Below are 16,779 nucleotides of genomic sequence, written 5' to 3'. Positions count from 1 at the left end.
GCACCTCTGCAGGCATCTACAGCACCTTATGAATAATGTGAAACATCGTGTATATCTATATAATGAATCAAGATTCTTTACAAGAAATGGAGATTTAAATGCCCCTGATGAAGTTCGCAAATGTACTCTTGGAGCACAGCGCACGCGCGGTCAATTATCCCTCTTTGTATTGTCGTTCAACTGAACCCGTTGTCTTTCTTCCCGATAGTGATGCCTGGGAACTCAACGGCGAAGGCGAATTTGACTTCAGCACTTATTTCAACGCGCTTTCGATTAATAAACTTAATACTTATACAAACGCACAAAAGTATTATCTTCACCTCGAACTAAAGGGTGCTTCGTGCGAGGTGGTGCAAACAACCTCTGATAGATTTTCATCATGTCCAATTGTTCTTGATGCCACGAAAAGATGCATAGAGCAATCCGACTCCTTTGTTGTTCTAGATACCGAACTGGTAACGAGCGATGACACAATTCTGGTCGGTTTTATCATTCGTACTACAGGACCCGTACAAATTCGAAACAGCTACTACTCAGTCTTGACGGATCAGCCCCTAAAAGACGTTGAGCTTGTTTTGGCTACTACAACCTTCAAAAAAGAACAGTACATTAAGTCCAATATCGAGCTCGTCAAAACGGCAATCCTTGATAGCGCCGACCCAATCGCCGACCACTTTAATATGCACGTAATAGATAATGGCAGAACGCTCGATTCATCAGCTCTGAAAAACGGTCATGTCCATATTCATCCTAACCAGAACGTTGGCGGCGCAGGCGGCTTCACTTACGGGATGATTCTTGCCAAAGAGCAGAAACCGAAAGCAACGCACATTCTGCTTATGGACGACGACGTAGCTGTATCTCCAGAGAGCATCAAAAGAACTTATAACCTGCTAAGGATAGTAAACAAAGACTATAACGAAGCGATGATTAGCGGCGCAATGCTAAATTACGGCATTGCTGATCAACAGTGGGAAGACACTGGCTATATGACCCCTCTCGGCTCTTTCTCCCCCGCTAAACCGCCCTTATACCTATCCCGTTTTGAAGACATTGTTTATAACGAGACGTTTAGAATCCCTAAAAACATTCGTGACACCAACGCCCGCTACGCGGCATGGTGGTATTGCTGTATACCGATGAGCAGTATAGAAGAAAACGGATTGCCTCTTCCCTATTTTGTTAGGTGCGATGATGCGGAATACGGCGTTCGATGCAATAAACCTTTTATGACGATGAACAGCATCTGCATCTGGCACGAAAGTTTTCATGTTAGATACAACGCGGCGGTCGAGCGCTACCAAACAACGAGGAACACGCTTGTTGCCAAATTCACCACTGGATTCGGAGCAAACTCTGATTTCATGTACGAATTAAAAAATAACGTTCGACTCGAGCTCAAAAAGTATGGTTATAAAAATGCCAGCTTAGTTCTTGATGCATTCGAGGACTTCATGAAAGGACCCGATTTCTATAGCGAAATCGGAATTGCCGAGAAAACGTTCATGGAGGCAAATAAGAAGAAGGAAGCAATGGTTCCATTCAGCGAGCTAGAGAGACAAGCTCGCAAGATAGGAATTGAAGGCTTTTCCATTGATAATATTGATAGACAATTAATTGCTGGAGACAAGCCGAGATCGATTTCACAAAGACTGGTCGATTTTATTACCGACAATAAGCAAAGATTTCTAACAGGAAATGGTTCTGGATTTGCAGTCATCCCCGTACACGGTTGGGAATATCCCGCCGGAGCAATCCGAGGGAAAAGGTACATTATTGTTATAGACTGGTACAACCGAATGGGCTGTATTAGGACAAAAGATACCGAGGAGTACGCCAAGCTCCTAAAGCGTTACAAAGCCGATGTTAAACAATATAAGAGATGTGAGAAAGAACTCTCTGAAGCCTATTCACGGAGTAGGTCGATTGTTACATCAGACGAATTTTGGAAAAGATACCTAGGAATCTAGATTTGTCATCTATGCTATTCCTTTAGCTGATTGGACTTTCGTGGCTATCGCTATTGCTTTAATTACAATTACTTTTTCCATATTCGCACCTGGTTGTTTATTAACCAAATGCCTCGGATACGACAATGCAAAATCGATAGCGATAGCACCTCCTGTTAGTTGCTGCATTCTCCTAACTTTAGGAATAGTTCTTCATATTCTTAATATTAATGCAGGCGTAATATCGATGCTCCTGATTCCAACGGCCGTTCTGCTTATAATCTATTCACTCATAAAACATAGATACGGTTCCTCTAACAACAAAGCGGATCAACTTTTCATCCTGAGTTTTTACGTGTTTATTGGTATTCTATTAGTACTATTAGTTCTATTTATGCACCAACATGGCTTTGACGCATTTCAACCAGACAATGACAATGCGACTCATTTAGCCATAATTAAGAACATGGCATCGAGTAAAATCTTGTCAGTTTTATCCACAAGCGCTTATTTTGACACTTCGGTCAGCCCGGATATTAACACTGCAGGCACCTTTTACCCTTCTGTATTTCATTTACTCGCAGCACTTTCGATTTTCACCTCAGGCGTAGCTGTCCAGGCGGCTGAAAATATAACAGCCGCAGTAATCATCGCAATGGTATATACGTCGGGTTGTTATGCGCTGTTCAGAGCAATTGAACCCAACAATAGAAACTTAACAATCGCTGGCGCCGTGGGCTGTCTTTTAATCGTGGGATTTCCATGGAGGTTCATTGTATGGGGTCCATTATATCCCAATTTATTATCCCTTTCACTAATTCCCGCAGCGCTCTCAGTGGAAATTGAAATCTGCTATGCAATTAAAGATAAAAAACTGGATTTATCTCAAGTTCTTTTGTTTTTACTGACGATAATTGCGATATGCGGATCACACCCAAATGGACTCTTTACACTTGGTGTACTTAGTATTGGATTATTGTCTGATACCCTTTTTAATAAAGTAAGAGCTACTACTAAAAAGGGGAAGTTCATTCCAGTATTTGCCACGCTTGGCTTCCTTGTCTGCGTCATAGCCATATGGACCATCTGTTTTCTGCTTCCAGCATTTCAAGGCGTTGTAAACTACAAATGGCCAGCAAATCAGACCTTACACAAGGCGGTCATTTCCCTTTTATTTTTTGGGTTTACCCGAGATTCTAGAGATCCAATTTTGCTAATTCTGCTCTGCATCGGAATAGTATGCATAATGCGAAGAAAAGAATTTCGCTGGATAGTTGCGTCTTATCTGCTTACCGCATTCATGTTTATTGTTGCAGTAAGCAGTGATGGAGTAGTAAAACAATATCTTTGTGGTTTTTGGTACTGCGATCATAATAGGATTGCGGCCTGCACATCTTTAGCCGCTATGCCCTTAATCTGCATTGGACTAGCTTCATTATTTTCATTATTGGAAAATAAGGTATCGAATTGGCATAGCATAAAAGCCATAGGAACGCCAATAATAAAACTGAGCGCATCGGTTTTGATTATCCTGGTAGTCTGCTTCCCGTTTTTCATTGAAAATTATCTGGGCTATCCAGCATCTTTTCAAGACTACACGAGGCTTCTTGATTACAAGTTTGATAAAAAGTCCCCAAGTGTATATTCATCTGATGAAATAGACTTCGTTGAGAATGCAGGCAAGCTCATTGAACCTGAAACAAAAGTCATCAACATTCCATTTGATGGGAGCTGCTTTGCTTATGACATTCAAGATCTGAATATATATTATCGAGATCCACACGTCAGCGGCGCAAAGAGTACTTCGGAGACAGAACATAGCTGGCTCTATAGAAATCAGTTATCAAATTATCTGAACTGCCAGCAAATCAAAGATGCACTTAAGAATGACCATATTGAATATGTCCTGATGCTTGATGACGGAGATTCTAAAGATGAACCAGAAAGATTCTTTATAGGCTATAACGAAAGTGATTGGAGCGGCATAACATCGATTAACGAAAATACACCCGGTTTTAGCCTTGTCTTAGCAAAAGACGATATGAAACTATATAAGATTGATTTTTAATAGCCTATACTGAGTATTCAATCGCCTGAACACTATCGAATATCGCAAAACAGCACCATCGTTATTACACTTGGGCACCGGGACCGACATTGGCCCCGGTGCCTTTTATTGCTAGCGGTCGATCTCGCAGTGCCGTCTCATCTTTGCATCGCCTATGCAACCCAGACCGCGCTCTACACGATCATTTTATAGCACAGAAGCCAGAGAAGATGGACAGCATGAAGGTCGAATAGGGAATCTGGGAATCGCACGGAGCCGGAACCGGGTCGACCAATCTACGACAGATTCATGATAGTACCGGCTATTTAACAGCTTGGGCTTTAGACATCAGAAACTGAATCAAACGTTGCAATAGCACGGCAATGCAGACGTCAGCAAGAATTCGAACAACAAGTACACCAAGCCACGCCAACCCTTGGCTACGTGCGCCAACCGCTTCTACGATTTGCCCCCACCTTAATATGTCATCTTCTGCAACATGAATCATCAGTACATACAGCGTAAGAGAGCCCAACCGGCTAAGGGTCTGCCAAAATTTGGAGGAATTATATCCCCCCCCCCCGTTCGATCAACGCCAAAAACAAAATGAGGCACAGAGAGCTTACGATTGCGCCAACGATATTGCGAACGCAATCAACAACTGACCTACCGTAATCACACATGGCCATCGAGAATCCATTAAATCCAACAACAGCCCAGAGCCAGACGGCAAACAACGCAGGAATTACGAATTCGGTACCGTTTTTTTCCGTAAACCAGCCACGTTTATTTGCATAAGTTCCCAAAATTACAAAGGGAACGGCGCACAATCCACTTTGAATATCGAAAGGAAGGAAGATTACGCGAGCAGAAAGTAGTCCCAAAAAGAAACGCAGAATGGAAAGCAATATTGGTCTTTTTGTCTTAAACAGTTTGACTGCAATCATTCTCGCCCAGAATAGCGCAAGAAGGAACCATGTTCCACCAATACGCACGTGCAAAGGCCAAACTGCAAGTTCAACCGAGGGGACATCGCCCGCGCCATACACACTAGCAGAGAGCCAATCCTTGAAGAGTTGCTTCGTTGATCCCATATCATGCAGAAAGAGGTTTGATGCGCACAAAAAAGTGATTATGAGGATTGAAGAAAGCATATAAGGAATGACCAGCGCCCTGACCTCCTTCGCAAGATCATAACGTCTATCGACATGTAAGAAATACCCGCTCGTCACGAAGAAGACTGGTAGGTGAAAAGTAAACGCCAAAGCGAAAATGAACTGTGCTCCGGCACCTAAGCCCAAAAAGCGAATCGCGGTATGACCTGCGATGACCGCGATAATTGCAAGTGCCTTGGCAACGTCAATAAACTCGACCCTGTGCTTAATTTCTTGATCCGAAATACTTGATGCCAATTGAATCCCATCTATCGAAGCACGCATGGCGCGCGGGAGTGTGAACAGCCAAAATGACTTGCGTGAGCGCAGTCTACGGCCAGTCAAATTAACATAACAAAACAAGCAGTATGGTAGAGAATGCTCCAATATCAAACAGCAGATGCTATTTATCTAAAGCAACCGCCTGAACGAGAGAATTCAATCTTTCCTCTAGCCTGGCCAACCTAAGTGAATTGCAGAAATCGCGAACAACGAGAACGGCAATAACATACAAAAACACTAAGTTTGAAGGCGAAACAAAACCAAATAGCGCCGAACAATCGATTGCTATTTCAGGAAAAATGCCAAGTATCACAAAGCTCAAACTAAACAACAGCCAAAAAAGCGAATCCAGAACTTGTATCTGAGACTTCTTAAGCTTTCGGACTACAAATAACAAAACAACAGCAGCGCTGACAATCAACAACGCGCGAAGTGATATAGACACAGTCATCACCTAAACCACTGAACAATAAGAAGCGTTACGAATACCCGAAGCATGTACTGCATGGACTTAACCGGATTTAAGTAACTCTCTCCGCCTTGGCGTTCACGCATCGATACCTGGACTTCGGAGACCGAGTATCCCTGTTTTAAAAACAAAGCAATTGATTCTGGCTCAGGATTAAGGGTGTTGTCGAAATAGTATCGTTCGAGCACAGATCGGCTAAACAGTCTGAAGCCTGATGTGGGATCGCTAATACGACGACCAGTCAGCATCTTAATCAAAACGGTAATCATTCGTGAACCAACCATGCGCATCGATTTATCTTTGCGGACAGTCAAAAACCTAGAACCGATAACAATGTCGGAACCAGTATTTACCGCTTTCTCAACAAGAGCAGCCAGATAATCCGGACGATGTTGTCCGTCTGCATCAAACTGAATCATATATTCGTAGTCATGGTTAACGGCGTATCGAGCCGCAGTCTGAAAACCAACAGTCAAGCCGCAGTTTATTGGCATAGTGATGACATTACAGCCCAATGAATCGCAAATCTCCCCCGTTCGATCGTGTGAACCATCATTAATAATAATGAAGTCAAACTCTGGAGCAATCGAACGGAGCTCTTTTACGGTGCCTTCAATGCATTCCTCTTCGTTGTACGCAGGAATCGCAACAAGCACATTCGACCTAGACGACAATCGAACACCATTCTCTCGTGACACATCAGTAGAACCTGAACAACCATTCAATATATCCTATGAGCAGTTGAATCATACTATTATTATATATATGCTCTTTCTATTGGCTTGCAGGATAGGAAACGCACGAGCATATCCCCTTACATACACCCGGCAATACTTACCATGGCGATAAGGAACTCAAATGAAAGCGACGGTCATTGTCCCTGTTTACAACGTTGAAAAATATCTCGGTCGCTGTCTTGACAGCCTCATTAATCAAACTATCTCTGATTATGAGGTGATCTGCGTAAATGACTGCAGTCCCGACAACAGTAATCTCGTTCTCGCGGAATACCAGAAGAAATACCCTTCTAAAATTCGGGTCCTAGATAACGAAATTAATTTAGGTCTTGGCCGCACGAGAGAAAGAGCCCTCAAGTATGTTCATAGTGAATATGTCCTCTTTGTAGATAGCGACGACTATGTCGCTCCCGATTATATCGAAACTTATCTTCAAGCAGCCGAAGATGGCGACTACGACATCATCGCAGGAGGTTTCATAAGGGATATTGATGGCAAGCTGAAAAGGCATCGCATATCAAACAGCGTATGGAGTACGACAACTTATGCAATTGCATGCGCAAAACTCTTTAAAAAGTCCTTTATCGAAGAAAACAAACTGGGCTTTACCGGTGTCCCTTGCGGTGAGGATATCTACTTTAGCCTCTGCGCCTTTTACCGCAACGCAAAAGTGAAAATCATTCCATACGAGGGCTATTATTATTATTTCAATCGCCAATCCATCACCGGTTCAATGAACTATAAGAAAAATCATGAGCAAATCATGGCGGAAATGTTTGATCTTTTCCTTCAGAGCCACGATCTCTCAAAACTTCCGAAAAGCAGATTCGATGTTATTGAATACACCTATTTAGCAAACATGATCAATGCCTTGGTTGTTTTTAATAGGGGTTGCGGACCAAAGCTAATGAAAGCAAAGTATGATTTTGTGTTTTCACATGCACGAGAGAATTTCCCGAACTATCTAAAAAATCCTCACATAGGAATTCTAAAACCAAAAGGCCAGACATTAAAAATTCGCCTAGGTGTAGGGGTGATGCTGGGATTGCAGAAGTTACACCTTGACTGGCCTGCATACTACATTATTTCTAAGCTGTAATTCCCCTAAGAACACCAGCCACTTAACACAAAGGATAACTATGCGACGAATATTAATTGTCAGCGCATACTACTCCCCTCACATGGGAGGAGTAGAAAGGTACACCGAAAATCTCGGCAAAAAATTAGCTGAGCTTGGCAACGAAGTTGTTATACTCACTTCTTCCAATTCTGAGCGGAGTTACGGAATCACTAGTGACAACGGCGTCACTTTAATCGAGGTACCCTCGTTGTCTCTAATGAATGACAGATTTCCTGTTATCAAACCTATACCAAGCACGTACAGGATTTTTAATCAGGTAATGAAACTGTCCATTAGCGACATCATTATCAACACTCGCTATTATCCAATCTGTCTCCTTGCATGCAGGATTGCTGTAAAGAAGCACATACGGCCGGTTTTGATTGACCATAGCTCCGGATACTTGTCTACAGAAAAAAGTCCAATGGGTTATCTCATGCGATTGTATGAAGGACTGTCAACAAAAATCATTTCAAGAAGCAAACCGGTTGCATGTGCAGTTTCGAATCGAAGTTTACAGTGGATAAAAAGCTTGGGGTTTTCACCCCATTCCGTAATACCCAACTCGATTGATGCTGCCGCATATTGCTCATCTGCATCAAAAAGAAACTGGTATTCTGAACTTAATATATCTCCTGACGCATTTGTCGTCGCATATGCCGGTCGCCTGATTGAGGAAAAAGGCGTTATGAAGGCAATAGAAGCAATTGACGGCATTCATGACAAAAACATTCATTTGATTATTGCGGGCAGTGGCCCATTAAATACAGCGGTGTCCAACGCGCAAAATGAAAGAATCCATTTTGTCGGAAGATTAAATGAATCTGATATGTCATCGTTGCTACGCTATGCTAGCTGTTTTCTAATGCCTAGTGAATATCCAGAGGGCATGCCAACCGTTCTTCTTGAGGCCGCAGCTCAAAAATGCGCAATCGTGGTTAGTAATTGCGCAGGCGCATCCGATATCATCCCTGAAAGCAATTTCGGTACAGTTTTGCAAGACTGCGCAATCGACTCTATTCAAAAGGCTGTCCTAGTATATTCCGAAAACCCAGATTTACTTTTTGAGCACTCTAAAAATGCTCATGATCTAGTATGTTCGCGATTCACATGGAGTCAGACTGCCTTGACTCTATGCACGAATGTCCTAGACACGCCATCTGCCAACAATAATTAAGGGCAACAGGCGGCTATTTTATCCCCCGCTTCCCTCCACCATCAAAGCCATGATTCTTTAAGGCCCGCTACTGCCCCCGTGCCCTGTAGCGGGCCTCGGTAGCCTCCTTGGCAGGGCGCCACCAGGACTCGTTGGCCACGTACCAGTCGATCGTCTGCTTCAGGCCCTCGGCGAAGTCGGTGTGGGCCGGCCTCCAGCCGAGCTCGCGCTGGAGCTTCGTGCTGTCGATAGCGTAGCGGCGGTCGTGCCCTGGGCGGTCGGCGACCCAGTCGAAGTCCTCGGGGTCGCGGCCCATCGCCTCGAGGATCATGCGCAGCACAGTGATGTTGTTCTTCTCGCCATTAGCTCCGATGAGGTAGGTCTCCCCCATGCGGCCCTTGGTGAGGATGTCCCAGACGGCCGAGGAGTGGTCCTCGGTGTGGATCCAGTCGCGGACGTTCTCGCCGCGGCCGTAGAGCTTGGGGCGCACGCCGTCGATGATGTTCGTGATCTGCCTGGGGATGAACTTCTCCACGTGCTGGTAGGGGCCGTAGTTGTTGGAGCAGTTGGAGATCGTGGCGCGAAGGCCGTAGGTGCGCGTCCAGGCGCGGACCAGCATGTCGGAGCTGGCCTTGGTGGAGCTGTAGGGGCTCGACGGGTGGTACGGCGTCTCCTCGGTGAACTTGGCCGGGTCGTCGAGCGCCAGGTCGCCGTAGACCTCGTCGGTGGAGACGTGATGGTAGCGGATGCCATACTTGCGGACGGCCTCCAGGAGGCAGAAGGTGCCCTCGACGTTGGTGCGCAGGAACGGCTCGGGGTCTACGATGGAGTTGTCGTTGTGGCTCTCGGCGGCGTAGTGCACGATCGCGTCGTGGCCGGGGACCAGCTCGTCGAGCAGAACGGCGTCGCAGATGTCGCCCACGACGAGCTCCACGCGGTCCGACGGCAGGCCCGCGATGTTCTCGGGGTTGCCGGCGTAGGTCAGCTTGTCCAGGACGGTGACGTGGACGCCCGGGTGGTTGTTCACGACGTAGTGGACGAAGTTGCTGCCGATGAAGCCGCAGCCGCCCGTGACGATGATATTCTTAATCATGGAATCTGCATTATTCAACACATATCACTTTGAACCAGCCAACATCAAACGATAACTCGAAATCATTTAATAATTAATCAACGATTTTCCAGCACATTCGCAATATATTCACTCGCATGACCATCACCGTAGGGGTTAGACGCATTGCTCATTGCCGCGTATTCTGTTTCATCAGAAAGCAGGCGACTAAACTCGCGATAAATGACATCTTCCTTTGTTCCAACAAGTTTTAAAGTTCCGGCCTCTATACCCTCAGGACGCTCAGTGGTGTCTCGCATGACAAGAACGGGCTTGCCAAGACCAGGCGCTTCTTCCTGAATACCGCCAGAATCGGTAAGGATAAGATAACTTGCCGCCATGAAGTTATGAAAATCAAGCACTTCAAGCGGATCAATAATATGGAGTCTTTCAAAACCATCGAGCTCTTCGTGTGCAGCCTTACGCACAAGAGGATTCATATGAATCGGATAGATAGCCTTAGTATCTGGATACTCTTCCATCACACGACGTATTGCGCGAAACATCCTATGCATGGGTTCGCCCAGATTCTCACGACGGTGTGCAGTAATTAGTATTAGACGAGATCCATTCGCCCAATCTAGTTCGGGATGGGAATATGTACCGCAGACAGTCGTTCTCAGGGCATCAATACCAGTATTACCTGTGACCCAAATCTTTTGCGTCGACTTCCCTTCATCAATCAGATTCTGCTTACTCTTCTCCGTAGGCGCAAAGTAATATTCACTTATGATGTCAACTGCCTGTCGATTAAATTCCTCAGGCCAAGGACTATAGATATCATGCGTACGAAGACCAGCTTCTACATGTCCGATAGGAATCTGCAAGTAGAAACAAGCAAGCGCGGCAGCAAAACTAGTAGAAGTATCTCCGTGAACAAGCACGACATCAGGTTTTTCATTCTCAAGAATAGCCTTAAGTCTCAATAAAACATCACTTGTCACATCAAACAGAGTCTGTCCCGGTCTCATAATAGCAAGGTCATAATCAGGCTTGACATTGAAAACGCGCAGGACCTGATCAAGCATCTCACGATGCTGCCCCGTAACAACGACGGTAGCATCAAATTTGTCGAAACGACGCTTAAGCTCGTTGACAAGTGGGCACATCTTGATTGCCTCTGGGCGCGTTCCAAAAACTAACAGAACCCTTTTCTTACGTATCATTTATTCCCCCTGTCTAACTCGATCAATAGCAATGACACCCAAATCAAACTGTAAATTAGTAGATAATTTACGCCACAAGTAAGAAAGAAAAATTGCAAGAAACGCAATCGCCCGTAGACCTTACAGTACCCCAATCCAACAAATCGGCTTGACCGTCTTGATCGGATTCGCGGTAAATGAATTCACGAAATAATCCTTAGCGCTTAGAAAAACTAAATATTACGAATAATTGGGCCCACAAATCTTCTAGCGAACTCTCTTTCATAAGCATCAAAGCAAAAACCAATAGAAACAACCGCATAAAGAAGTGAATAGATCAATCCTCCAGTAACCAGTGCCGACCAACCATGCCAATCAAAATAAGTCCAAATTGCATTAAACCCAAAAGAGGCAATTAGAAGAGGGACTAAAATCGATAGAATATTCTTCCAAAACTGAAGAATGTCCATATCTAGCTTTCTTGCATAATACCAGTTCATAATAAGGCCATTTCCTATGGCAATTGAAACAGCTGTTGATATGGCTGAACCAATTACTCCGAACAACCTGCATAGTAATATAGAAATAAATACGTTAATTACAGCAATTGCGGCATTCATGTAGCCTCGAAATTGGTATACATCCTTGACCTGCATAATTGTAAGACCCAGATTTTGAATGATATCAACTGTAAATGGCACCATAACTATCATGGCAACCCAATAAGCATCAGCGAACTCGTGCCCCGCCCAGAGGGTAATAAAATCCTGACCAAAAACCGCAAAACCGCTGAGGACGAGAAATGCAACATAAAAGGAAATTCTTCCAACTTTGATGAAAAGCCGAGAAAGATCAGCAGCTGAATCAACCGAATGAAGAACAATATCAGTAACCTTTGGAAGAAATACAGTAGATATAGATGTTCCTAAAACCATGTAAACAGAGTAAATTTGTGCACCTATCGCAAATACAGCAATTAAGTCGGCACCATAAAAGTATCCTAGAATCAGTTGGCCCGATTTCCAGAAAACTTGATCGGAAAAGGCAACCAATATTACGGCCGAAGAAAACAGCAGCATCTCCTTAGCGAGCTTCCAATCCATCCCATGAAAAGTAAACTTTGCCTTCAAAACATTAGATACGAATATGCGCTGGATTAGAGCACAGAGAAGATTTGTAAGAAAAGTCATGCAAGTAACCAACAACGCGGAAGGCCAGAGCCGCATGAACACAACCACGAGCAGGGGCTGAAGAATTGCAGTAACCAATTGAGACAGACGCAGAAAAACAAAATTCTCATGAGCGGTGATAACCGCAATACTAATGATGTTATTCATAACCACAACCATATCTGCGGCCAAAACAACAAACATTAATGACATTTCATAGAGCTGAGCCGTGCTAAACGAATTTGAGTATGAATAGACGACAATTATCCCCACAAATAGTATTACGACAACCGCAACGAACGAGATAATCCAAAACAGTCTTTTCGCAATTGCAAGAGTGTTTTCCATCAATTCAGAATCGTCTTGAAGATATGCCTTGCTATAAAACTTAGTCACGCTCGAAGCAAGAACGGTATTGATTACCGTAAGATAAGCCATAATGGAGCCAACAAATTGGTAGAGACCGTATTCGGCTTGGCCGATACCCCTTAATAAGATGGGAACATATAGCAACTGAACAAGAATCTGAACAATTGAATAGGCATAAGATATAATTACGCCAGCTTTTCTACTGGATTCAATCTTCACACGGGAACCTTTCAAACTCATATTTGAGATACGTAAATCTGAATTAACATAGAGGCATAGAAGTGAAACAGCTTTGTATTTTTACACCTACATATAATAGAGAACATACCTTGAAGCGATTGTATGAAAGCTTGAAAAAACAAACTGACTCTCGTTTTTATTGGCTTGTAGTCGATGATGGCTCGACGGATGGAACACAGAGCTTATTTGATTCATTTGCAAAGGAATCAGCTATCGAAATCGAATATATAAAGGTAGCAAATGGCGGAAAACAACGAGCCTGCAATTTAGCTGCAGAAAAATGCACTTCAGAACTGTTCATGTGTGTTGATTCCGACGATTATCTCACACCTGATGCGGTCCACTTCATATTAACGGCGTGGAAAAATGCAGGTGATGCCATTGGAATTGCTACGCCCAGATCCGCTCGTAACAATCAATTTCCCAGTAACACCACTGCAAAGCTATCATCCCTCTACAGCCAATATGGCTATAAAGGGGAGACTTGCATTGCAACGTTAACGAGCGCTATCAGATCACATCCTTTTTACATAGCCGAAGGAGAGAGCTTCATTCCTGAAGTATTTCAGTTTGATCAAATTGACCACGAGTATTGCCACCTGCTATGCAACCGGGAAATATGTAAAGGGGAATACTTAACAGACGGTTATACAGCCAACTATAAACGCTTATTGTTAAATAATCCACGAAGTTATGCCGTATATAAAAAGCAATGCATAGAGTACAGTGCGACCCTAATGCAACAGTTCAAAGAGACTATTCTGTATCTAATATGGTCCAGAATTGCCGGAGATAGCATCCTTTTTGCATTCAAAAAAGCAAAGCCCGTTGGTGCACTCTCCCCCGCAATACCGTTTGCCGCAGTATTAGAGCCATTGTTTAAGAAATACATGACTAGGATCTAATCATTAATTAGATCCTAGTTTGAGATTATTAAATTTAATGCCGATTTGCAAAATAGGATTTCAATGCTGATGTCAAGGGCCTGAAGTCATTTGTTTTAAATCCATACTGGAGCCGTACTATTAATCCGGCCAGCATTGGGTTGAGCCAAGAATGACGGGTGAGGAAACGACGCCTTTCTTTCAACAAACCCCGCTCAACCTCATCAATCCAAGACCCGTTAAAATGATGTATGGTAACAGAATTATCAGTAAGATGAATATCACCAGATTCATGGCTTTTGGGGCAAAACCAATCGCTTGGGTACAGCGTGAATCCATCAACTGTCTGCATTGTATTATCAAGCTTTAGCCCGAGGGCCTTACAAGCTTTTGTAATCACTACAACATTTGTCGTCAGGTCGTACGATCCATCGCTTAAAATAAAAGAACGCACATCGTAATCATCCAATAGCTTTCGGAACAACGGGAAGCCTTTTTCGCAAGCCATAATACCAGTTGGCACAGAAGAATCCGATTCAAAACCTGAAAAAGCACGGTTGGTCAAAAAGGGATCAAGAGATTTGAGGACCTCGACGTCGGTATCCATATAAATACCACCCTCATTTACGAGAATCCATAGACGGGCATAATCACTGACAAACGCCCACTTCTTAGCTTCATATGCCTGTTTAACATAATTGTTAGAAGATAAATCGAAGTTCGATTCGTCCCAACGCTTTATCTCATAATCTGGGCAAAACTTCTTCCAGGACTCGATGCACGCGACCGCCTCTTCAGGCAAATCGTTATTTCCGAACCAAATATAGTGAATTACCTTTGGAATATGCTTTTCGTTCAACTGAGGCTCCAAAAAATTTCGATTACTTAGATTACTTAATCAAAACAACGCTCTGGTTGTATTCACTTTTATTTGCATTGTTAAAGCAGGGACCAATTAAATTGCCCGGAAGAATCTGGTGCCACATCTTATTCTCATAAGGAGTATCACCCCAGAAAAAGCCTATATGACAATCGATTGCCCCATTAGTCTTAAAGAAAATAATATCGCCTTTCTGCGCATAGCCGCTATTCAGCATATCTCGAACAGTTCTAAACTCATACATTTTGCAACCAGAGTCACAAGCATAACCATACCAACGCCAGGCATTAATATAGCCTCCCCCACCAGGCCCGCCGGCCCATGGCGAATGTGCGTTATTCCTGCCTATCGCTGCAACATCCCCGCCAACAGCAGCATAAGCATGAGCAACAAATCCGGTGCAGTTCATACCCGTATAGCCATCCCATCTTGGACTTCCGTTGGGGTAAAGACATGTGTCATATGAGAAGCCGCCGGAATAACGCGTGCCCAAATAATAAGAATCATACTGATGCGAAGTAAGCCATGTAAGCAGGCTGATTCTACTAACCCCAAGAACGGTCGAACTTCCGATTGGATTGTAATAAACCTGCGTAGACTTGGAATGAACCGATCCGTCAGGATAGGTCACATCACAGTACAAAACATAATAGCCCGAACTCAAGCCCAAATCGGAAGGGTTAAAGTAGGCATCATTAGTAGTTGATTTCGCCCTCAGGACGCCCCATTGACTCCAATCCGGTTTCGCCCAGACAAATTTAAATTCAAATTGACCGGATTTCTCCGCATCAAGAGTTCCCATGTCAGCGCGAACGCCCCATGAGTAATCTCCGTCAGTAGATATAGCTGTAATTCTCGAATAATCCCAAACACCGATATGAATCCTGCAAGTAGTAACCTTACCGTCAGAGCCGCTCACATCACAATAAATTTCATACTCACCGGGTTTGTCAGGAGTCCAAGATAGGGAAGCATCGGAACCATTCTGAGCAATGCCCCAATTTGACCAATTGTTCCTACTCCAAACATATTTATAGTTTAGGAAGCGAGTATCCCCTGCGCACTCCGTTTTAACGGAAACCTCATCGCCAGGCCTGATAAATGTATTGGAAACAGAAATACCGTCATAAGACCAGTCTTCAGGCGCAAAGTAGCAGTCTTTTTTACATGTAAGCGTTTGACCAGTTGATGTATCAATTACATCAACATAGATTGAGATGTCTCCTGTTCGCGAAACAACCCAATTTAATGAAGATTTATCCTCTCCAGATTCTATAACGCCCCATTCATTCCAATTGTTTCTCATCCAAACGTACTTATATTTAACGCCTCTATTATTACGAACAATCAGATTGGGAGTAATAGCAACTGTATCCCCAGCGGAAACTGATCCATCAGAGGGCTCCACGGAAATCGAAGTGAAGTTAGACAAGTTATTGTCCACATGCACGGGGAACTTGCGCGTGGTGACGCGGCCGGCCGAATCGATGGCGTCCACCCAAATGTTGACGTCGCCGGTAACCTCGGGGGTCCAGGAGCAAGACGCGGAGGGATCGCCCTGGCGAATCGAGCCCCAGCGAGACCAGCCGCCCTGCTCCCAGACGAACTTGTACCTGACCGAGCCCGCATTGCCGGAGACGGACAAGGCAAGCTCGCACTCATCGCCTAGAAGGGGCGACCCACCGTCGGTGGCCTCTGCGGCGAGGCCGTCGAGGGAGAAGTCCTCGGTTATGCTGACGGGGAGTACGGTGGTCGCCGAGAAGCCGCCGACGGAGACGTCGACGTAGACCTTGTACGAACCGGACGACGTGGGCTCCCAAGCGCAAGATGTCGCCTCAGACGGCCCCTGCGCAACCCCCCATTCGGCCCAGGAGTCCTTCTCCCAGACGAACTTGAGCTTCGCGCCGGGCGCGGCCGCCGCACGAATGGCGACCTTCATGCCGGGAGACCACTCCAAGTCGGGCCCTCCGTCAACCGAGAGACGGCAGGCGTCCACATGCACGGGGAACTTGCGCGTGGTGACGCGGCCGGCCGAATCGATGGCGTCCACCCAAATGTTGACGTCGC

13 protein-coding genes are annotated in these 16,779 nt (G+C 44.7%); 5 read left to right on the top strand and 8 right to left on the bottom strand.

Going from position 1 to position 16,779, the window contains the following annotated elements:
- Positions 1–98 precede the first annotated feature (98 nt).
- Positions 99–1,970, top strand: a complete 1,872-nt coding sequence (locus ABCN01_RS02285; protein WP_342996378.1) for a glycosyltransferase family protein — start codon at positions 99–101, stop codon at positions 1,968–1,970.
- A 40-nt stretch (positions 1,971–2,010) separates the two neighbouring features.
- Positions 2,011–4,017 (top strand): DUF6541 family protein, encoded by a 2,007-nt coding sequence (locus tag ABCN01_RS02280; RefSeq protein WP_342996379.1) that lies wholly within the window; start codon positions 2,011–2,013, stop codon positions 4,015–4,017.
- A gap of 545 nt (positions 4,018–4,562) precedes the next feature.
- On the opposite strand, the gene ABCN01_RS02275 is transcribed toward ABCN01_RS02280, so the two are convergent.
- The 3 genes from ABCN01_RS02275 to ABCN01_RS02265 form a co-directional block, all read right to left on the bottom strand.
- A complete protein-coding gene (locus ABCN01_RS02275; RefSeq protein WP_343014175.1) occupies positions 4,563–5,408 on the bottom strand; it encodes an acyltransferase family protein in 846 nt (281 codons plus the stop codon).
- Positions 5,409–5,553: 145 nt separating this feature from the next.
- Entirely contained in the window at positions 5,554–5,877 is a 324-nt protein-coding gene (locus ABCN01_RS02270; RefSeq protein WP_342996381.1) for a DUF2304 domain-containing protein, read from the bottom strand.
- A gap of 5 nt (positions 5,878–5,882) precedes the next feature.
- Positions 5,883–6,557 carry a glycosyltransferase family 2 protein gene (locus tag ABCN01_RS02265; protein ID WP_342996382.1) on the bottom strand — a complete coding sequence of 225 codons (675 nt, stop codon included), beginning with the start codon at positions 6,555–6,557 and terminating at the stop codon, positions 5,883–5,885.
- A 202-nt stretch (positions 6,558–6,759) separates the two neighbouring features.
- Between ABCN01_RS02265 and ABCN01_RS02260 the strand changes: the two genes are divergently transcribed.
- Complete coding sequence (locus ABCN01_RS02260; protein ID WP_342996383.1) at positions 6,760–7,737, top strand: glycosyltransferase family 2 protein; 978 nt, start codon at positions 6,760–6,762, stop codon at positions 7,735–7,737.
- A 40-nt stretch (positions 7,738–7,777) separates the two neighbouring features.
- Positions 7,778–8,935, top strand: a complete 1,158-nt coding sequence (locus ABCN01_RS02255; protein WP_343014173.1) for a glycosyltransferase family 4 protein — start codon at positions 7,778–7,780, stop codon at positions 8,933–8,935.
- A gap of 67 nt (positions 8,936–9,002) precedes the next feature.
- On the opposite strand, the gene rfbB is transcribed toward ABCN01_RS02255, so the two are convergent.
- From rfbB to ABCN01_RS02240, 3 genes are all read right to left on the bottom strand, one after another.
- A complete protein-coding gene (rfbB, locus tag ABCN01_RS02250) occupies positions 9,003–10,007 on the bottom strand; it encodes a dTDP-glucose 4,6-dehydratase (RefSeq protein WP_342996385.1) in 1,005 nt (334 codons plus the stop codon).
- Positions 10,008–10,084: 77 nt separating this feature from the next.
- Positions 10,085–11,191 (bottom strand): non-hydrolyzing UDP-N-acetylglucosamine 2-epimerase, encoded by a 1,107-nt coding sequence (gene wecB / locus ABCN01_RS02245; protein WP_342996386.1) that lies wholly within the window; start codon positions 11,189–11,191, stop codon positions 10,085–10,087.
- 212 nt (positions 11,192–11,403) lie between these two features.
- Complete coding sequence (locus ABCN01_RS02240; protein WP_342996387.1) at positions 11,404–12,927, bottom strand: oligosaccharide flippase family protein; 1,524 nt, start codon at positions 12,925–12,927, stop codon at positions 11,404–11,406.
- 62 nt (positions 12,928–12,989) lie between these two features.
- Here ABCN01_RS02240 and ABCN01_RS02235 point away from each other — a divergent pair, with 62 nt between their 5' ends.
- Positions 12,990–13,853 (top strand): glycosyltransferase family 2 protein, encoded by an 864-nt coding sequence (locus tag ABCN01_RS02235; protein WP_342996388.1) that lies wholly within the window; start codon positions 12,990–12,992, stop codon positions 13,851–13,853.
- Positions 13,854–13,887: 34 nt separating this feature from the next.
- On the opposite strand, the gene ABCN01_RS02230 is transcribed toward ABCN01_RS02235, so the two are convergent.
- Both ABCN01_RS02230 and ABCN01_RS02225 read right to left on the bottom strand, forming a co-directional pair.
- The gene (locus ABCN01_RS02230) at positions 13,888–14,691 is read right to left on the bottom strand and encodes a glycosyltransferase family 32 protein (RefSeq protein WP_342996390.1); all 804 of its coding nucleotides are present in this window, start codon (positions 14,689–14,691) and stop codon (positions 13,888–13,890) included.
- A gap of 31 nt (positions 14,692–14,722) precedes the next feature.
- Positions 14,723–16,779, bottom strand: a 2,057-nt coding sequence (locus ABCN01_RS02225; RefSeq protein ID WP_343014171.1) for a hypothetical protein, incomplete at its 5' end; no start/stop codon positions are given.

This window comes from Collinsella aerofaciens, from assembly GCF_039062365.1.
In the GTDB taxonomy this organism is placed as follows: domain Bacteria; phylum Actinomycetota; class Coriobacteriia; order Coriobacteriales; family Coriobacteriaceae; genus Collinsella.
Note: the sequence above shows the minus strand (reverse complement) of the source record. Positions and strands in the feature narration are given on the sequence as shown.